Annotated in this window: 17 protein-coding genes and 1 pseudogene; 13 read left to right on the top strand and 5 right to left on the bottom strand. The window is 68.5% G+C overall.

Going from position 1 to position 18,107, the window contains the following annotated elements; all coding sequences use genetic code 11:
• Nucleotides 1-49 precede the first annotated feature (49 nt).
• Entirely contained in the window at nucleotides 50-1,426 is a 1,377-nt protein-coding gene (locus tag A5645_RS20755; RefSeq protein ID WP_155768094.1) for a L,D-transpeptidase, read from the top strand.
• Here A5645_RS20755 and A5645_RS20750 read toward each other — a convergent pair.
• Complete coding sequence (locus tag A5645_RS20750) at nucleotides 1,401-2,162, bottom strand: SDR family NAD(P)-dependent oxidoreductase (RefSeq protein ID WP_065130837.1); 762 nt, start codon at nucleotides 2,160-2,162, stop codon at nucleotides 1,401-1,403. The genes A5645_RS20755 and A5645_RS20750 overlap by 26 nt on opposite strands.
• Before the next feature lie 182 nt (nucleotides 2,163-2,344).
• Between A5645_RS20750 and A5645_RS20745 the strand changes: the two genes are divergently transcribed.
• The 6 genes and pseudogenes from A5645_RS20745 (at nucleotide 2,345) to regX (ending at nucleotide 8,580) form a co-directional block, all read left to right on the top strand.
• Entirely contained in the window at nucleotides 2,345-3,661 is a 1,317-nt protein-coding gene (locus A5645_RS20745) for an ROK family transcriptional regulator (RefSeq protein ID WP_155768093.1), read from the top strand.
• A gap of 54 nt (nucleotides 3,662-3,715) precedes the next feature.
• Entirely contained in the window at nucleotides 3,716-5,047 is a 1,332-nt protein-coding gene (mshA, locus tag A5645_RS20740) for a D-inositol-3-phosphate glycosyltransferase (protein ID WP_253867078.1), read from the top strand.
• Nucleotides 5,044-5,572 (top strand): annotated as a pseudogene (locus A5645_RS20735) (type III secretion system chaperone family protein); the annotation flags it as partial. The gene mshA and the pseudogene A5645_RS20735, both read left to right, overlap by 4 nt.
• Before the next feature lie 192 nt (nucleotides 5,573-5,764).
• On the top strand, nucleotides 5,765-6,520 hold the full coding sequence (locus A5645_RS20730) for a phosphoglyceromutase (RefSeq protein ID WP_065035201.1): 756 nt from the start codon (nucleotides 5,765-5,767) through the stop codon (nucleotides 6,518-6,520).
• Between the two features lie 135 nt (nucleotides 6,521-6,655).
• Nucleotides 6,656-7,897, top strand: a complete 1,242-nt coding sequence (locus A5645_RS20725; protein ID WP_155768092.1) for a sensor histidine kinase — start codon at nucleotides 6,656-6,658, stop codon at nucleotides 7,895-7,897.
• Nucleotides 7,897-8,580, top strand: coding sequence for a two-component sensory transduction protein RegX (gene regX, locus A5645_RS20720; protein ID WP_065035199.1), 684 nt, complete (start codon nucleotides 7,897-7,899; stop codon nucleotides 8,578-8,580). Before A5645_RS20725 ends, regX begins: the two co-directional genes overlap by 1 nt.
• Here the strand turns inward: regX and A5645_RS20715 are convergent.
• The 3 genes from A5645_RS20715 to A5645_RS20705 are packed head-to-tail and all read right to left on the bottom strand — an operon-like array spanning nucleotide 8,577 to nucleotide 11,730.
• Nucleotides 8,577-10,445 (bottom strand): GMC family oxidoreductase, encoded by a 1,869-nt coding sequence (locus A5645_RS20715; protein WP_065130836.1) that lies wholly within the window; start codon nucleotides 10,443-10,445, stop codon nucleotides 8,577-8,579. The two genes, regX and A5645_RS20715, sit on opposite strands and share 4 nt — an antisense overlap.
• Entirely contained in the window at nucleotides 10,442-10,783 is a 342-nt protein-coding gene (locus tag A5645_RS20710; protein WP_065130835.1) for a hypothetical protein, read from the bottom strand. The genes A5645_RS20715 and A5645_RS20710 overlap by 4 nt, the downstream gene beginning before the upstream one ends.
• Nucleotides 10,780-11,730, bottom strand: coding sequence for a tocopherol cyclase family protein (locus tag A5645_RS20705; protein WP_065130924.1), 951 nt, complete (start codon nucleotides 11,728-11,730; stop codon nucleotides 10,780-10,782). Before A5645_RS20705 ends, A5645_RS20710 begins: the two co-directional genes overlap by 4 nt.
• Nucleotides 11,731-11,775: 45 nt before the next feature.
• On the opposite strand from A5645_RS20705, the gene A5645_RS20700 reads away from it, so the two are divergent.
• Nucleotides 11,776-12,501 (top strand): FadR/GntR family transcriptional regulator, encoded by a 726-nt coding sequence (locus A5645_RS20700; protein WP_065130834.1) that lies wholly within the window; start codon nucleotides 11,776-11,778, stop codon nucleotides 12,499-12,501.
• A gap of 3 nt (nucleotides 12,502-12,504) precedes the next feature.
• Here A5645_RS20700 and A5645_RS20695 read toward each other — a convergent pair whose 3' ends face one another.
• Complete coding sequence (locus A5645_RS20695; RefSeq protein WP_065130833.1) at nucleotides 12,505-13,284, bottom strand: DUF3109 family protein; 780 nt, start codon at nucleotides 13,282-13,284, stop codon at nucleotides 12,505-12,507.
• A 106-nt stretch (nucleotides 13,285-13,390) separates the two neighbouring features.
• Here A5645_RS20695 and A5645_RS20690 point away from each other — a divergent pair, with 106 nt between their 5' ends.
• Genes A5645_RS20690 through proC form a run of 5 tightly spaced genes read left to right on the top strand, consistent with a single transcriptional unit; the run spans nucleotide 13,391 to nucleotide 18,069 of the window.
• Nucleotides 13,391-14,407 (top strand): Ppx/GppA family phosphatase, encoded by a 1,017-nt coding sequence (locus A5645_RS20690; RefSeq protein WP_036352202.1) that lies wholly within the window; start codon nucleotides 13,391-13,393, stop codon nucleotides 14,405-14,407.
• Nucleotides 14,407-15,468, top strand: coding sequence for an Rv0497 family membrane protein (locus tag A5645_RS20685; RefSeq protein WP_065130923.1), 1,062 nt, complete (start codon nucleotides 14,407-14,409; stop codon nucleotides 15,466-15,468). Before A5645_RS20690 ends, A5645_RS20685 begins: the two co-directional genes overlap by 1 nt.
• Before the next feature lie 16 nt (nucleotides 15,469-15,484).
• On the top strand, nucleotides 15,485-16,327 hold the full coding sequence (locus A5645_RS20680) for a sugar phosphate isomerase/epimerase family protein (RefSeq protein ID WP_065035194.1): 843 nt from the start codon (nucleotides 15,485-15,487) through the stop codon (nucleotides 16,325-16,327).
• Entirely contained in the window at nucleotides 16,327-17,160 is an 834-nt protein-coding gene (locus tag A5645_RS20675) for a thioesterase family protein (protein ID WP_065035193.1), read from the top strand. Before A5645_RS20680 ends, A5645_RS20675 begins: the two co-directional genes overlap by 1 nt.
• 30 nt (nucleotides 17,161-17,190) lie before the next feature.
• Complete coding sequence (gene proC, locus A5645_RS20670; RefSeq protein ID WP_065035192.1) at nucleotides 17,191-18,069, top strand: pyrroline-5-carboxylate reductase; 879 nt, start codon at nucleotides 17,191-17,193, stop codon at nucleotides 18,067-18,069.
• The last annotated feature ends 38 nt before the right edge of the window (nucleotides 18,070-18,107 follow it).

Here is an 18,107-nt window from a genome sequence, read left to right as displayed (position 1 = left end):
GCTGGTTTGCCTCTTCAGGTGCTTTGTTGACCCCCCGCCGCGGCTCTTTGTGGTGGGGGAGAGGGTGTTTCGCCCGGTATCTTTAACTGTTGTGAGCACTCCCAGCGCCCCCCAAAATGGCGGGGCGATCAATCGACGTCGGGCTCTGGCAGCCCTGGGTGTCGGCGTGCTCGCACCCAGCGTCCTGGCCGCCTGCGGCGGAAAGACCAGCCTGCCGCATGCCGAGAAGAAGCCGCCTCCGGCGCCCAAGCTGACCTACCAGCCGGCCGATGCGACCGAGGACGTGGTGCCGATCGCGCCGATCAGCGTCCAGGTCAGCGACGGCTGGTTTCAGCGGGTCGCGCTGACCAATTCCGCCGGCAAGCCCGTCGCCGGCACGTTCAACCAGGACCGCACGGTGTTCATGACCACCGAGCCGCTGGGATACGACAGCACCTACACCTGGAGCGGCTCCGCCGTCGGCCACGACGGCAAGGCCATTCCGGTGGCGGGCAAGTTCATCACCGTGACGCCGAAGAAGAAGATCGACGGCGGATTCCAGCTGGCCGATGGCCAAACGGTGGGTATCGCGGCGCCGATCATCATCCAGTTCGACGCGCCGATCGCCGACAAGGCCGCCGTCGAGCGGGCGCTCACCGTCACCACCAACCCGCCAGTGGAGGGGAGCTGGGCATGGCTGCCCGACGAGGCCAAGGGCGCCCGCATCCACTACCGGCCGCGCGAGTACTACCCGGCCGGCACCACCGTCAACGTCGACGCCAAGCTCTACGGCCTGCCGTTCGGTGACGGAGCCTACGGCGCGCAGGACTTCTCGCTGAACATCCAGATCGGCCGCCGCCAGGTAGTCAAGGCTGAGGTGTCGTCGCACCGCATCCAGGTGGTCACCGACGCCGGCGTCATCATGGACTTCCCGTGCAGCTACGGCGAGGCCGACAAGGCGCGCAACGTCACCCGCAACGGTATCCACGTCGTCACCGAGAAGTACGCCGACTTCTACATGTCCAACCCGGCCGCGGGCTACAGCAACGTGCACGAGCGCTGGGCGGTGCGGATCTCCAACAACGGCGAGTTCATCCACGCCAACCCGATGAGCGCCGGCGCGCAGGGCAACAGCAACGTCACCAACGGCTGCATCAACCTGTCGACGTCCGACGCCGCGGAGTACTTCCAGACGGCGATCTACGGCGACCCGGTCGAGGTGACCGGCAGCTCGATCCAGCTGTCCTACTCCGACGGCGACATCTGGGACTGGGCCGTGGACTGGGACACCTGGGTGTCGATGTCGGCGCTGCCGCCGCCGGCCGCGCGCCCGCCTGGCACCCAGATTCCGGTGACGGCACCGGCCACCCCTTCTACCGCGCCGAGCCTGTCCGGCACGCCGACCACGACGTCGAGCTCGCCTAGCTCTTCTCGTCCAGGTGGTTGAACCGACGGGTCGCTGAGGCCTGATCGCGCGGCCGGATGATGATCTGGTCGAGGTTGACGTGCGGCGGCCTCGAGGCCACGAAGCCGATCACCTCAGCCACGTCGTTTGCCACCAGCGGCGTCATGCCGGTGTAAACGGCCTCCGCGCGCTGCTGATCGCCGTCGAAGCGAACCAGCGAAAACTCGGTCTCGACAGCGCCCGGAGCAACCTCGGTGAGGCGTACCGGCTTGCCCAGCAGCTCGCCGCGCAGCGTGCGGTGCAGCGCTCCCTGCGCGTGTTTAGCCGCCGTGTAGCCGGCCCCTCCGTCGTAAATCTCAAGCGCGGCAATGGAAGTCACGGTGACGATGAGGCCGTCGCCGGAATCGATCAGCTTTGGTAGCAGCGCGCGGGTCACCCGCAGGGTGCCCAGCACGTTCGTCTCCCACATCCACCGCCAGTGCTCCATGTCGGCGTCGGCCACCGGCGCCAGCCCCCGGGCCCCGCCGGCGTTGTTGACCAGCACATCTACCCGGTCCAATCCCTGGGCCAGCGCGGCCACGTCCTCGTCTTTTGTGACATCGGCCACAATCGGGCTGCCGCCGATCTCTGCTGCCAGCGCATTGATCCGGTCCGCCCGACGGGCCACTGCGATGACGTGAAATCCTTTTGTAGCAAGGGTTTTCGCAGTTGCTTCGCCGATGCCCGAGCTGGCCCCGGTTACCACCGCTACTCGATTTCGGCTTTCGGAAGGTCTCACCGAGACAACTCTAATAAACGTGCTAAATTTTCCGGTGTGTACTGCACCGTCACGTTCCACACGACGACCGCGTGTCTCTGCGCGGGCGCGTGTTGTTGTCGCGCACTTTGCCGCGCCTGAACTGACGCAAGTCTCGGGTGTGGCCAGGGACCCGGCCATCGGAACTCGGACAAGGACTGCCAGTGCACTCAACTACTCTCACCCACCAATCACACAGCCGCCACGGCGCTAAGGGACCGCTGCGGTCGTATCGCCAGATCGTGCCGCCGGCGCTGCACCTCTCCGACTCGGCGGCGGCTTCGGTCTTCCGCGCCGTACGGTTGCGCGGACCGGTCGGACGCGACGTCATCGCCAACGTCACCTCGCTGAGCATCGCGACGGTGAACCGGCAGGTCATCGCTTTGCTGGAGGCCGGACTGCTGCGCGAGCGCGCCGACCTCGCGGTGTCGGGGGCGATCGGACGTCCCCGCGTCCCGGTCGAGGTCAACCACGAGCCGTTCATCACGCTCGGCATCCACATCGGCGCGCGAACCACCAGCATCGTGGCCACCGACCTGTTCGGGCGCACGCTGGACACCGTCGAAACTCCGACGCCGCTCAACGCCGCGGGCCCGGCGCTGGCTTCGCTCGCGCACAGTGCCAGCCGCTATCTGCAGCGTTGGCACCGGCGGCGGGCGCTGTGGGTCGGGGTGTCGATCGGTGGCACCGTCGACAGCGCCAACGGCTTGGTCGACCATTCGCGGCTGGGTTGGAAGCAGGCTCCGGTCGGCCCGGTGCTGGCCGACGCGCTCGGCCTGCCGGTGTCGGTCGCGTCCCATGTCGACGCAATGGCCGGTGCCGAACTGTTGCTCGGCATGCGGCGGTTCGCCCCCGGTTCCTCGACCAGCCTGTATGTGTATGCGCGTGAGACGGTGGGCTACGCGCTGGTGATCGGCGGACGGGTGCACTGCCCGGCCAGCGGTCCGGGCACCATTGCCGCGCTGCCGGTGCAATCCGAATTGTTGGGCGGTACCGGTCAATTGGAATCCACCGTCAGCGACGAGGCGGTGCTGGCGGCCGCCCGACGGCTGCGGATCCTGCCCGGCGTCGCCCCCAGCAATCGCGCTGGTGCCTCGACCGCCGCGACCACCGACCTGCTGCGGCTGGCCCGGTCCGGCAACCAACAGGCCAAGGAACTGCTGACCGAACGTGCCCGGGTGCTGGGCGAGGCTGTCGCCTTGCTGCGCGACCTGCTCAACCCGGACGAGTTGGTGGTCGGCGGGCAGGCGTTCACCGAGTATCCGGAGGCAATGCAGGACGTCGAGGCGGCCTTCGCGGCCCGCTCGGTGCTGTCGCCGCGGGATATCCGCGTCACCGCCTTCGGCAACCGGGTGCAGGAAGCGGGCGCCGGCATCACCTCGCTGGACAGCCTGTATGCCGACCCGCTGAGCGCGATGCGCAGGTCCGGCGTGATCGGCAGCCGGGCGGCCGACGCCGAACCGGAGGCAATCGCCAAGTAGCGCCGTGACCTGCTCGCGACGGGTCGCATCGGCGCGTCCTGTAAAGATGACAGTGTGCGTTATGCCGGTGACGATCCCCGTCGGGTTGCCCTGTTAGCGGTACACACGTCGCCTTTGGCGCAGCCCGGCACCGGCGATGCCGGCGGAATGAACGTCTACGTGCTGCAGAGCGCGCTGCATCTGGCCCGGCGCGGCATCGAGGTGGAGATCTTCACCCGAGCCACCGCATCGACCGACCCGTCGATCGTGCACGTCGAGCCCGGCGTGCTGGTGCGCAACGTGGTGGCGGGGCCGTTCGAGGGCTTGGACAAATACGACCTGCCGACTCAGCTGTGTGCCTTCGCCGCCGGTGTGCTGCGCGCGGAAGCCGCGCACGAGCCGGGCTACTACGACATCGTGCACTCCCACTACTGGCTGTCCGGACAGGTCGGTTGGCTGGCGCGGGACCGGTGGGCGGTACCGCTGGTGCATACCGCGCACACGCTGGCCGCGGTCAAGAACGCCACCCTGGCCGAGGGTGACACGGCCGAGCCGCCGATGCGCACGATCGGCGAACAGCAGGTCGTCGATGAGGCTGACCGGTTGATCGTCAACACCGAAGACGAAGCACGCCAGTTGATTTCGTTGCATCACGCGGATCCGTCGCGCATCGATGTGGTGCACCCCGGAGTCGACCTGAACGTCTTCTCACCCGGCGACCGAACGGCGGCCCGGCACGCCCTCGGGCTGGCGGTGGACGAGCCGGTGGTGGCGTTCGTCGGACGGATCCAACCGCTCAAAGCGCCCGACATCGTGTTGCGCGCGGCGGCGAGACTGCCTGGTGTGCGGATCATCGTCGCCGGGGGCCCGTCAGGCAGCGGGCTGGCCTCGCCGGACGGGCTGGCGCGCCTGGCCGACGAGCTCGGCATCGCCGAACGGGTGACGTTCCTTCCCCCACAGTCCCGCTCTGAGTTGGCGACCCTGTTCCACGCTGCCGACCTGGTCGCGGTGCCGAGTTATTCGGAGTCGTTCGGCCTGGTCGCGGTCGAGGCGCAGGCCTGCGGTACGCCCGTGGTGGCGGCCGCGGTCGGCGGGCTGCCGGTGGCGGTGCGCGACGGCGTCACCGGCACGCTGGTGTCCGGCCACGATGTCGGACAGTGGGCCGACGCCATCGACCACCTGTTGCGCATCGGCGCCGGCCCGCAAGGCTGGGCGATGAGCCGCGCCGCGGCCAAGCACGCGGCCACATTCTCCTGGGAGAACACCACCGACGCATTGCTGGCCAGCTATCGGCGTGCGATCGGTGACTTCACCGCTGGCCGGCAGCGCCGGGTGCGCGATCTCCGTGATCTCACTGCCAAGCGCAAGCCCCGCCGCTGGACGGCGCGTCGCGGGGTGGGCGCATGAGCGTCGAGCAGGTGATCGAGGACGCGCTGCGGGCCAGCGATCTGCGGTATTCGAAGCACGCCGGGGCGCGCGGCGGGCTGCCGGGCATCATCGTGGAGTTACCTGGCGAGCGCCGGTTGAAGACGAACACCATCCTGAGCATCGGGGAGCATTCGGTGCGGGTTGAGGCGTTCGTGTGCCGCAAGCCCGACGAAAACCACGAAGGCGTGTATCGGTTCCTGCTCAAGCGCAACCGCCGGCTCTACGGGGTCGCCTACACCCTGGACAATGTCGGCGACATCTACCTGGTCGGGCGGATGTCGCTGGCTTCCGTTGACGCCGACGAGATCGACCGGGTGCTGGGGCAGGTGCTCGAAGCCGTCGACTCGGACTTCAATACGTTGCTGGAGTTGGGTTTTCTCTCGTCAATCCAGAAAGAGTGGGACTGGCGGGTGTCCCGCGGCGAGTCGCTGAAGAACCTCGAGGCCTTCGCGCATCTGATTTCCGAAGACGACGATGCAGAGCGCGAAGCGCGATGAGGAGGAGTCGAGCAAATTTCCGAAGACGACGATGCAGAGCGCGAAGCGCGATGAGGTGGGGGCACCTCCCGCTTGCGGGGCAGAGTCGAGCAATTTCCGAAGTCGAGGATTAACCCGTCGGGCGTGGGCGTGCGGTACGTGAACCGGCCCGAACTCCTCCATAAGCCCCACCCTCGGTGAGCGTGAGAGACTTTCCCGCATGGGAGACATTGGCACGTTGGTGCTGCTGCGCCACGGCGAAAGCGACTGGAATGCCCGCAATCTGTTCACCGGTTGGGTCGACGTCGGCCTGACCGAAAAGGGCCGCGCCGAGGCGGTGCGAGGCGGGGAACTGCTGGCTGAGCAAAACCTGCTGCCCGATGTGCTCTACACCTCGCTGCTGCGGCGCGCGATCAGCACCGCGCACCTGGCTCTGGACGCCGCGGACCGGCTGTGGATTCCGGTGCACCGCAGCTGGCGGCTCAACGAACGCCATTACGGGGCGTTGCAGGGCTTGGACAAGGCCAAGACCAAGGAAAAGTACGGCGAAGAACAGTTCATGGCGTGGCGACGCAGCTACGACACCCCGCCGCCGGAGATCGAGCGGGGCAGCGAATTCAGCCAGGACACCGACCCGCGCTACGCCAACATCAACGGCGGCCCGCTGACCGAGTGCCTGGCCGACGTGGTCGCGCGCTTTTTGCCGTACTACACCGACGTCATCGTGCCGGATCTGCGCATCGGGAAGACGGTGCTGATCGCGGCCCACGGAAATTCGCTGCGTGCGCTGGTCAAGTACCTGGACGGGATGTCCGATGACGACGTCGTCGGACTGAACATCCCGACCGGAATCCCGCTGCGCTACGACCTGGACGCCGATTTGCGGCCGGTCGTGCCTGGTGGGACCTATCTGGACCCGGAAGCGGCCGAGGCCGGAGCCGCCGCGGTGGCCGGCCAGGGCGCCGCGAAAGGGTGATTTGGGGCGCGCACGCGGCCGGTTGCTAAACGCCGCGTGAACTGCAGCCGAACACCTGTGGCGGAGCATGTGACTTGTACGATTTTGGCCGCGCTCCGCTAGGGCACCGTTCACCTGATTTGTAGGATTTCTGGTGTGACTGTGTTCTCGGCACTGTTGCTGGCCGGGGTTCTGTCCACGCTGGCATTGGCCGCGGGTGTGGCAGCGGGTGTCCGGCTGTCAGGCCGGGTGGGGCAACGGCGCCAGCGAGTGGCCACCGAATGGACCGGGATCACCATCGCCCAGATGCTGCAGCAGATCGTCGCGTTGATGCCCATGGGGGCGGCGGTGGTGGATACCCACCGCGACGTCGTCTACCTCAACAACCGGGCGAAGGAGCTCGGTCTGGTGCGCGACCGGCAGCTCGACGACGAGGCCTGGCGGGCCGCCCAGCAAGCTCTGGGCGGGGAGGACGTCGAGTTCGACCTCGCGCCGGCCAAGCGTTCCGCCGGCCGGTCAGGGCTGTTGGTGCACGGCCATGCCCGGTTGCTCAGCGAGGAGGACCGCCGGTTCGCGGTGGTGTTCGTCCATGACCAGTCCGATTACGCCCGGATGGAGGCGACGCGGCGCGACTTCGTCGCCAATGTCAGTCACGAGCTCAAGACGCCGGTCGGTGCGATGGCCTTGCTTGCCGAGGCCCTGCTGGCCTCCACCGACGACTCCGAGACCGTGCGCCGGTTTGCCGAGAAGGTGCTGATCGAGGCCAATCGCTTGGGCGACATGGTCGCCGAGCTGATCGAGCTGTCCCGGCTGCAGGGCGCTGAGCGACTGTCCAACGTGACCGACGTCGATATCGACACCGTCGTGTCCGAAGCGATTGCGCGGCACAAGGTGGCCGCCGAGAACGCCGAGATCGAGGTCCGGACCGACGACCCGAGCGGACTGCAGGTGCCGGGGGACCAAACCCTGCTGGTCACCGCTTTGGCCAATCTGGTGTCCAACGCGATCGCCTATTCGCCGCGCGGCTCACTGGTCTCGATCAGCCGTCGCCGGCGCGGTGACAACGTCGAGATCGCCGTCACCGACCGGGGCATCGGAATCGCCCTGGAGGACCAGGAGCGCGTCTTCGAGCGCTTCTTCCGCGGCGACAAGGCGCGCTCGCGCGCCACCGGCGGAAGTGGGCTGGGGCTGGCGATCGTCAAGCATGTCGCGGCCAACCACGGCGGCAGCATCGGGGTCTGGAGCAAGCCCGGGACCGGATCGACGTTCACGCTGTCCATTCCGGCCGCCGGGCAGGCGTCGACGCCGCCGCAAGAGGACAACGACCAAGCCGAGCAACTGCTGAGCCGCGAGAAGAGGCCAGGCAGGCCACAACGAGAGGAAGAGCTGAGCCGATAATGACCAGCGTATTGATCGTGGAGGACGAGGAGTCGCTGGCGGACCCGCTGGCATTTCTGCTGCGTAAAGAGGGTTTCGAGGCCACGGTGGTGACCGACGGACCCGCGGCGCTCGCCGAGTTCGACCGCGCCGGCGCCGACATCGTGCTGCTGGATCTGATGCTGCCGGGCATGTCCGGCACCGACGTTTGCAAGCAACTGCGCGCCCGCTCGGGTGTGCCGGTGATCATGGTCACCGCCCGCGATAGCGAGATCGACAAGGTGGTCGGCCTGGAGTTGGGCGCCGACGACTACGTCACCAAGCCCTACTCCGCGCGCGAGTTGATCGCCCGGATCCGGGCCGTGCTGCGCCGCGGCGGTGACGACGACTCGGAGATCAGCGACGGAGTGCTTGAGTCCGGACCGGTCCGAATGGATGTCGAGCGGCACGTCGTCTCGGTGAACGGCGACACAATCACGTTGCCGCTCAAGGAGTTCGACCTACTCGAATACCTTATGCGCAACAGCGGACGAGTACTGACCCGCGGTCAGTTGATCGACCGGGTCTGGGGGGCGGACTACGTCGGCGACACCAAGACCCTCGACGTACACGTCAAGCGGTTGCGCTCCAAGATCGAGGCGGACCCGGCCAATCCGGTGCACTTGGTGACGGTGCGGGGACTGGGCTACAAGCTGGAGAGCTAGTTCAGGCTGCCCGCCACCTCTTCGGCCACCGCCAGCGCCATCGCCATGATGGACAGCTGCGGATTCACCTCGGGGCAGCTGGGCAGCACCGACGCATCCGCCACCCACACCCCCTCGACACCCCGCAACCGTCCCGTCGCGTCAACCGGACACACCTGCGCGTCGGAACCGGCGGCCGCGGTGCCGGTCGGGTGGAAGGCCGCCAGATGCAGGCTGCGCGGATTGCTGCGGGCCAGCACCTCGCGCAGCTCGGGCATCGACCGCACCGTCATCGCGCCGGGCAGACCGGTGAGCACCTCCACGGCACCCGCGGCGAACAGCAACTTCCCGATGGTCTCCAGCGCCACCCGCAGCTTGGCGATATCGCCCTGCGCGATGTCGTAGCGCACCAGCGTCTCGCCGCGCAGCGACAACACCGAGCCGACTCCCTCGTCGGCCACCATCGCGCCGAAGGTCGCCACCTGAGGGGCCCGGTCCAGCCAGCCCAGCAGTTCGGCGCCGTAGCCGGGAAACACCATCGAACCCATGCCCGGCGGTGTGGAAGTGGCCTCGATCAGCACGCCGTCGGACTCGTGGAACTCGTGCACGGCCGCGCTTTGCAGGATGCCGCGCCAGGCGTAGACGTCGTCGTCAAAGCGGCCGGCGAGCATCGTCGCCGGGTGCAGCGCCAGATTGTGGCCCAGTCGCGGATGCCTACCAAGACCGCTGCGCCGCAGCAGCATTGGTGTCTCGGTGGCGCCCGCAGCGATCACCACGGTGTCGGCCAGGATGTCGATCGCGGTGCCGTCCGGCCGACGGGCGCGCACCCCGCGAGCACGCCCGTCCTGAACCAGCACCCGTTCGACACGGGCTTGGGAGATGATGCGCGCGCCGGCGGCACACGCCTGCGGCAACGCGTTGAGATGGACCCCGTATTTGGCGTTGTGCGGGCAGCCGAGAGCGCACTGACAGCAGCCCGCACACCCCGGCGCGTTACGCGGAATGGGTGCGGCCTGCCAGCCCAGCGAAGTTGCGGCATCGAGCAGGAGGTTGCCGTTGCGGCCCATCACGTCGCGGCGGGCCGGCGCGACCTGCAGCGTGTGCTCGACCTCGTCGAGGTGGGCGCCGAATCGGTCCGGGTCGGCCAGGGCCAGCCCGAATCGGTCGCGCCACCGTTGCTGCACGTCGCGCGGCGGGCGGAAACAGGTCCCGGAATTGACCACCGTGGTGCCGCCGACGGCTCGGCCCATGGGCAGCACGACCGTCGGACGGCCCAGCGCGACGGTGGCGCCGGCGCCGCGGTACAAACCGGCGTAACGGTCCATGGGGTGGGTGGTGCGGATCTCCTCGACGGTCCAGCGCCGGCCTTCTTCCAGGACGACGGCATCGAATCCGGCCCGGGCCAGGGTGCGGGCCGCCATCGCGCCGCCGGCGCCGGAGCCTACGATCACCACATCGGTGGTGACGACCGAGGCGCTCTCGGTTGACGGGGTGACGTCCAGCGCAGCGTCCGGGCGGGCCACGGCGTCGCGCTGGGCGCGGGAGAGCAATTCGGTCGAATAGCTGTCCGCGCCGTTGGCCAGCAGTCCGATCACCTTCATGCCCTCGACGGCGGCCCCGGCGTCGGGGCTCAGCCCGGCGATGCGGTGCAGCAGCTGGGCGCGCCGGGCGGGATCCAGCCGGGCCATCGAGCGCCCAGTGGTGAGATAACTCGCCGCCGCCAGCGACATCAACCCCGTCCGCACCGCCAGCCTGGAGGTGGCCGGCATCCGGTTGAGATAGCGGTCGACGCGTGCGACGAACTGTTCGGGCGAGGGCCCGCCGTGCTCCTCGGGAAGCAGCGCGGTGCCGAAGGAAGCGGTCGCTCGTTCCGCCAAGCGGATCATGAGCGCGCGGACAGCAGTCGCCCCACGCCACGGCCGAGCTTGAGGAAGAACGGGTAGGTGGCGAAGATCCCGCCGGCCGCCGCGTGCAGGGGCCACTCCGCCTTCGCGGTGTCGACGCCGAAAACGCCGCTGTTCCACATGAAGTCGCGGCCGTTCTCGGCGCGGAACGGGCGCCACAGGAAGCCCAGCCCGGGCACGTTGTTGTAGAGGCCGAACGATCCGGCGAAGAACACGCCCATCACGGTCGCCTCGACGAGCTCGCGGCGCTGCATCGGGACATGGCGCTCGATGAGCACCCCCGAGGCGAACAGCAACGGTGGATCCAAAGCGAAACTCATTGTGGTGTCCTCTCATTGACAGCGGGAGCGTCGGCGCCGCGCAGGCCGACTTCGGCGTGACCGGTGCCCTGAACGGCCCACCGCCGGTCACCGAGCTCCACGTAGACGTCGGCCTGCTCGGTGTTGGTGCATACGCACTTGCCGCCGTCGGGGTCGGTGTACTCCAGGCTCACACACCGCTCCGGGGGCTGGTCGACGCGGATGAGCACGTCGCGGCGGCCGATGCGGCCCTCCAGCTGCCAGTGCTGGACGCCGAGCGTTGTCCGCATCCGCAGTGACGGCAATCCGCTTGTGGGCCAGTCCTTTCCGTCGAGGCGCAAGCGGATGAACGCCAGCGGTGACAGGCGGTTGAGCCCTGGCTTGTGCGACACCGCGGCAACGGCTTCCAGGACATCGCCGTCCCCGAGGTCGGCGTGCACCCAGGCCCAGCGCTTGGCGTTGCCGTGCCCGTAGATGTGGGCGACGTTGCCGCGCCAGTTGTCGACGGCAACGGTGCTGCCGTCGATGGTCAGTGCGCCGGTGAAGTCAGCGGTGGGAGCGAGCACGACCTGGGCACCGGGAAGCAACTCGCGTTCCCACGCCAGGCGCGGAAACGTCCACAGCGGCGCCGCGGTGTCCTTCCAGGACAGGTCCCAGGCGATGGATCGCGCGTGCCCGCTCAGCTTCTCCGGGCCCACCACCGCGCCCGCCGCGCGGAACCAGTCCGGCCCCGACGCGGGCTGGACGGGCTCGGGGCCGAAGCGCTCGGTGCGCGGCGGTCCCTCGGCCGGGAACCAGGTCGCCCAGCCGAGCGCGTAGGGCTCGCCGGCGGTGGGGGCGACCGTCTCGCAGTGCACCCACAGGGCGGCGCGGGTGGCCGGGTTGGTGAACGTGGCGTACCAGACTTCCAGGCGTCCGGGCTTGCCCCGCCAGCGCGGAGCCACCGCTGAGTGCATTTCGCTGTCCACGGCTGTTCCCTTCGTCATCTCGAGCCTACTATATTGGTTGAGCCAATGAACCAGTCAACTCCTATACCCCCGCCCGACCGTCAGCGCGTCGACGAGCAGATCGCCGCGTCGATTGCCGATGCGATCCTCGATGGCGTCTTCCCGCCGGGCTCGACGCTGCCGCCGGAGCGCGAACTCGCAGATCAACTCGGGGTCAATCGCACCTCGTTGCGTCAAGGCCTGGCCCGCCTGCAACAGATGGGTCTGATCGAAGTCCGGCACGGCAGCGGCAGCGTGGTGTGCGACCCCGAAGGCCTCACCCATCCGGCGGTGGTCGAGGCGCTGGTGCGCAAGTTGGGCCCGGATTTCCTGGTCGAGTTGCTCGAGATTCGGGGGGCGCTGGGCCCGTTGATCGGCCGGCTGGCGGCCGAGCGCGGCACCGCGGAGGACGGCGACGCGTTGGCTGCTGCGCTGAACGCGGTGCGGGAGACCGACACCGCCGCGGCGCGCCAGACGGCCGATCTGGCCTTCTTTCATGTCCTGATCCACAGCACCCGCAACCGCGCGCTGGGTTTGCTGTATCGCTGGGTGGAACACGCCTTCGGCGGCCGTGAACATGGACTCACCGGAGCATATGACGACGCCGGCGCCGTGTTGGCGGACCTGCAGGCGATCACCGACTCGGTGCGCGCACACGATGCCGCGGCCGCCGCGGCCGCGGTGGAGACCTACCTCAACGCGAGCGCGCTGCGCATGGTTCTTGCGTACACCAAGGGCAATGGCGCCGACTGAGTATTACTCGGCAGCCCGCGTCGCCGGGTGGACTGCGATAAGTCCTAATTGACTGCGGCGCTTGCACATTGCGGCCAACTCCGCGTAGGCCTTCTCGCCGAGCAGTTCGGTGAGCTCGTCGGCCAGGCTCTGCCACACCGGCTGTGCGCCGACGTGCGCCGCCGGATCCCCGGTGCAGTACCAGTGCAGGTCCGCGCCCCCGGACCCCCAACCACGGCGGTCGTATTCGGTGAGGGTGGTCTTGAGGATCTCGGTGCCGTCAGGCCGCGTCACCCAGTCCTGGCTGCGTCGGATCGGCAACTGCCAGCAGACATCGGGTTTCATGGTCAGCGGCGGCACGCCCAGCTTCAGTGCTTTGCTGTGCAGCGCGCACCCGACACCGCCGGGGAAGCCCGGCCGGTTCAGGAATATGCACGCGTCCTTGTGCTTGCGGGTGCGATATTGCGGCTCGCCGTCGTATTCGTCGAGCTCTAAATACCCTTTGCGGCCCAGGCCCTTGTCGCGGAACTGCCAGTCCTTGCCGGTCAGTTTCTGCACCGCGTCGTCCAACCGGGCGCGGTCGTCGTCGTCCGACAAAAATGCACCGTGCGAGCAGCACCCGTCGTCCGGACGGCCCGCCACCGTCCCCTGGCAGGCGGGCGTGCCGAACACGCAGGTCCAGCGCGACAGCAGCCAGGTCATGTCGGCCGCGATCAAGTGCTCGGGGTTGTCGGGGTCGTGGAACTCCACCCATTCGCGGGCGAAGTCCAGTTCGACCTCCTGCCCGGGCCGCGAGTTCTCCACGGTTGCAACGTTAGTCCAGTATCGCGGTGGCTACCGTGTTCGCCGCCGAGCGCGAGTCGCGCACCGCCCGGCAGGTCACGATCGCAACGCACGCTACTTTTAGTTCGTGCGATTGGGCGTGCTGGACGTGGGTAGCAATACCGTCCATTTGTTGGTGGTTGACGCGCATCGGGGCGGGCATCCGACCCCGATGAGCTCCACCAAGGCCACCCTGCGCCTGGCCGAGGCAACCGACAGCTCTGGCAAAATCACCAAGCGCGGCGCCGACAAGCTGATCTCCACCATCGACGAATTCGCCAAGATCGCCATCAGCTCCGGCTGCGCCGAGCTGATGGCGTTCGCCACGTCCGCGGTCCGTGACGCCGAGAATTCCGACGACGTGCTGGCCCGGGTGCGCAAGGAGACCGGTGTCGAGTTGCAGGTGCTGCGCGGTGTCGACGAGTCCCGCCTGACATTCCTGGCCGTGCGCCGCTGGTTCGGCTGGAGCGCGGGACGCATCGTCAACCTCGACATCGGTGGCGGGTCGCTGGAGGTGTCCAGCGGAGTGGATGAGGAGCCCGAGGTCGCGATGTCGCTGCCGTTGGGTGCCGGGCGGCTGACCCGGGAATGGTTGCCCGACGACCCACCCGGCCGGCGCCGGGTAGCGATGCTGCGCGACTGGCTGGACGCCGAGCTGGCCGAGGCCGCCGCAACGGTTCTGGAAGCCGGCGAGCCCGACCTCGCGGTCGCCACGTCGAAGACGTTCCGGTCGCTGGCGCGCCTCACCGGCGCCGCCCCGTCGGCCGCTGGGCCGCGGGTGAAGCGGACGCTCACAGCAAACGGCCTCAGACAACTCATATCTTTCATCTCTAGGATGACGACCGCTGATCGGGCCGAACTGGAAGGAGTGAGCGCCGAGCGTGCGCCGCAGATCGTGGCGGGAGCTCTGGTAGCGGAGGCGAGCATGCGAGCGCTGTCGATTGAAGCGGTGGAGATCTGCCCGTGGGCGCTACGGGAAGGTCTCATCCTGCGCAAACTCGACAGCGAAGCCGACGGAACCGCGCTCATGCAGACTCCGGTGCGCGATGCTGGAGGCGTGTTAGTTGATCGGACCGCGCCCACCCGATCGAGAGGCAGCAAATGATGACCGGACCTGAATCCGAGGAGACCAAGCAAATCTCGGTGGCCGAGCTGCTGGCCAGGAACGGCACCATCGGCGCGCCGGCGGTCACCCGCCGGCGCCGTCGCCGCCGTGGTGACGACTCGATCAGCGTCGCCGAGCTGACCGGCGAGATTCCCGTTATCCGCGACGAGCGCCACGAGGAGCGCCGCCAAGAGCCGCCCCGTCCAGCGCCCGCCAACAGCGGCGTCCAGGTCGCCGAACCGGACACCGTTGCGCCCCCGGTCGAGCCCAAGCCGGTCGAGCCGCCGGTCGAGCCCAAGCCGGTTGAGGCCAAGCCGGTTGAGGCCGCCCTAGCCGAGCCCGAAGCGGACGTCGAACCCGAGACGAAATCGGTGTACTGGTCCGAACCCGAGCCCCGCTGGCCCAAGTCGGAACCGATCGGCCAGCGAAAGACCGGACCCGAACGCAGCGAGTACCCACGTCCGCTGCGCCACCTGGACGTCGGCTCGGACGTCGCTGACGAGGAGGGCCAGCGGTCCGGCGCGGAGGGCATGAGTCCCGACCCGGTGGGCCATTACACCGACGCCTCCGTGGACGTCATGGACAGCGAGGTCCGCGAAGCCGAAACAGCGGTCGAGGACTCCGCGTATGTGCGTTCCTATCTCCACGGATCCGACGACGGCGAGGAACACACCCTGTTCGGTGGCCAGTCCCTCGCGGACGAGGTGGCGCGACGGCGCAGCGTGCCCGACCTGTTCGACAAGGACGAACCCCAGGATTCCGAGCGCGCGGTTCGGCCGCGGCGCTCGTCTGACCGGATGGCGGCGATCGGCGGCGGCCTACTGACGGTGCTGCAGTCGATCCTCGCGGTGGCTTTCGGCGCCGGGTTGTTCATCGCCTTCGACCAGCTCTGGCGCTGGAACTCGATCGTGGCGTTGGTGCTGTCGGTGCTGGTCATCCTGGGATTGGTGGTAGGGGTGCGCGTGGTCCGCAAGACCGAGGACATCGCCAGCACGTTGATCGCGGTCGCGGTGGGTGCGCTGATCACCCTCGGGCCCATGGCCCTGTTGCAAACGGGTTAGGCGCTACAGACAGACAGTGCGCCCAGCAATCAAAGTCGGCTTGTCGACGGCCTCGGTGTATCCCTTGCGGGCCGAGGCCGCGTTCGAGTATGCGGCCCGGCTCGGCTACGACGGGGTCGAGCTGATGGTGTGGGGCGAGTCGGTGAGCCAGGACATCGCCGCCATCGGCAAGCTGTCGCGGCGCTACCGGGTCCCGGTGCTGTCGGTGCACGCTCCCTGCCTGCTGATCTCGCAGCGCGTCTGGGGCGCCAACCCGATCGTCAAGCTGGACCGCAGCGTGCGGGCCGCCGAGCAGCTGGGCGCGCAGACCGTCGTCGTGCACCCGCCGTTCCGCTGGCAGCGGCGCTACGCCGAGGGATTCCGGGAACAGGTCATCGCGCTGGAAGCGTCCAGCAGCGTCATGGTGGCCGTGGAGAACATGTTCCCGTTCCGGGCCGACCGATTCTTCGGCTCGGACCAGACCCGGGAGCGGATGCGCCGGCGCGGCGGTGGTCCCGGCCCGGCGATCTCGGCCTTCGCTCCGTCCTACGACCCGCTGGACGGCGATCACGCCCACTACACACTGGATCTGTCGCACACCTCCACCGCCGGCACCGACTCCTTGGAGATGGCCCGGCGGATGGGTTCGGGGCTGGTGCACCTGCATCTGTGCGACGGCAGCGGTTCGCCGGCCGATGAACATCTGGTGCCCGGCCGCGGTACCCAACCGACCGCCGAGGTGTGCCAGATGCTGGCCGCGGGCGACTTCACCGGCCACGTCGTGCTGGAAGTGTCCACTTCGTCGGCGCGCTCGGCCGCCGAACGTGAGGCGATGCTGACCGAGTCCCTCCAGTTCGCCCGGACCCACCTGCTGCGCTGATGACTGAAGCCAATTTCAGCAGCGCGATGGCGCTGCGGCCGGTCGACGCCGACGACGCGTGCCACGTCTTCGAAGGCGTGTTGAACGAGCACTGGACCATCGGTCCCAAGGTGCACGGCGGAGTGATGGTGGCGCTGTGCGCCAACGCCGCCCGCACCGCGCACGGCGGTGACGCCCTGCAACCGGTCGCGGTGTCGGCGAACTTCCTGTCCGCGCCCGACCCGGGAGCGATGCGGCTGGTGACCACGCTGCGCAAACGGGGCCGCCGGATCAGTGTGGTCGACGTGGAGCTGATGCAGGGGCAGCGCACCGCCGTGCACGCCGTCGTGACGCTGGGTGAGCCGGAACATCACCTGCCCGGCGAGACCGCGCCGCTGTTGTCGGCCAACCCCGTGGTGGACCTGATGGCGCCGCGGCCGCCCCACGACCTGGCCCCGATCGGGCCTGGCCACCCACTGTCGGGTCTGGTGCATCTGGGCGCCGGTTGTGACATCCGCCCCGTGCTCTCAACGATGGAGTCTCCTGCGGATGGGCGGCCGCCGGTGATCCAGATGTGGGCACGCCCACGCGACCTGGCTCCCGACGCGCTGTTCGCGCTGATGTGCGGGGATCTGTCGGCGCCGGTGACCTTCGCGGTGGACCGCACCGGCTGGGCGCCGACGGTCCAGCTGACCGCGCTGCTGCGTTCGCTCCCCGTCGACGGCTGGCTGCGGATCATCGCCACCTGTGTCGAGATCGGGCACGACTGGTTCGACGAGGATCACATCGTGGTCGACGAACTCGGGCGGCTGGTCGTGCAGGCTCGCCAACTGGCCATGGTGCCTGCCGGGTAATCCAACCGCCGGGTCTGCCATGCTTCGGGCATGGCAAGAATCGCGATCATCGGCGGCGGCAGCATCGGCGAGGCACTGTTGTCCGGGCTACTGCGGGCTGGGCGGCAGGTCAAGGACCTGGTGGTCGCCGAACGGATGCCGGACCGGGCGAAATATCTGTCCAGCAACTACGGGGTGCTGGTGGTGAACTCGGCCAAGGATGCGGCCGAGACCGCGACGTTCGTCGTGGTCGCTGTAAAACCGGCCGACGTCGAGGCGGTCATCGACGAGCTTGCCGGGGTCGCCACCGCGGCCGAGCACGACAGCGGCGAGCAGGTGTTCGTCACCGTCGCGGCCGGTGTCACCATCGCCTCGTTCGAATCCAAGCTGCCGGCCGGGACGCCGGTGGTGCGGGCGATGCCCAACGCGGCGGCGCTCGTCGGTGCCGGGGTCACGGCGCTGGCCAGGGGCCGGTTCGTCACCGACGAACAACTGGCGGAGGTGTCCGCGCTTTTCGACGCGGTCGGCGGCGTCCTCACCGTCGAAGAGAAGCAGCTGGACGCGGTGACCGCGGTCTCGGGCTCCGGCCCGGCGTATTTCTTCCTGCTGGTGGAAGCGCTGGTGGACGCCGGAGTCGCGGTGGGGTTGACCCGTCAGGTGGCCACCGACCTGGCCGCCCAAACGATGGCCGGTGCGGCGGCGATGCTGCTGGAGCGGATGGACTCCGACCAGCGGGCGGCCGACGGCGGCCCGAGCGGGCTGCAGGTGGACACCTCGCCCGCCCAGTTGCGGGCCTCGGTGTGCTCGCCGGGCGGCACTACCGTGGCTGCGCTGCGGGAACTGGAGCGGGGGGGATTCCGGATCGCCGTCGACGCGGCCGTCCAGGCCGCCAAAAAGCGCTCTGAGCAGCTAAGAATTACATCGGAATAATTCAAGAATTTTGAACTGATTGTCTCTCACCAGTACCA

This window comes from Mycobacterium asiaticum (genome assembly GCF_001673635.1).
GTDB lineage: Bacteria > Actinomycetota > Actinomycetes > Mycobacteriales > Mycobacteriaceae > Mycobacterium > Mycobacterium asiaticum_C.
Note: the sequence above shows the minus strand (reverse complement) of the source record. Positions and strands in the feature narration are given on the sequence as shown.

Bases quoted from the DNA above. Each gene is read 5' to 3' on its own strand.
- A5645_RS20730 (WP_065035201.1), top strand. From the start codon at position 5,765: ATGGGAGACATTGGCACGTTGGTGCTGCTGCGCCACGGCGAAAGCGAC.
- regX (WP_065035199.1), top strand. From the start codon at position 7,897: ATGACCAGCGTATTGATCGTGGAGGACGAGGAGTCGCTGGCGGACCCG.
- A5645_RS20715 (WP_065130836.1), bottom strand. From the start codon at position 10,445: ATGATCCGCTTGGCGGAACGAGCGACCGCTTCCTTCGGCACCGCGCTG.
- A5645_RS20710 (WP_065130835.1), bottom strand. From the start codon at position 10,783: ATGAGTTTCGCTTTGGATCCACCGTTGCTGTTCGCCTCGGGGGTGCTC.
- A5645_RS20700 (WP_065130834.1), top strand. From the start codon at position 11,776: ATGAACCAGTCAACTCCTATACCCCCGCCCGACCGTCAGCGCGTCGAC.
- A5645_RS20685 (WP_065130923.1), top strand. From the start codon at position 14,407: ATGACCGGACCTGAATCCGAGGAGACCAAGCAAATCTCGGTGGCCGAG.
- A5645_RS20675 (WP_065035193.1), top strand. From the start codon at position 16,327: ATGACTGAAGCCAATTTCAGCAGCGCGATGGCGCTGCGGCCGGTCGAC.
- proC (WP_065035192.1), top strand. From the start codon at position 17,191: ATGGCAAGAATCGCGATCATCGGCGGCGGCAGCATCGGCGAGGCACTG.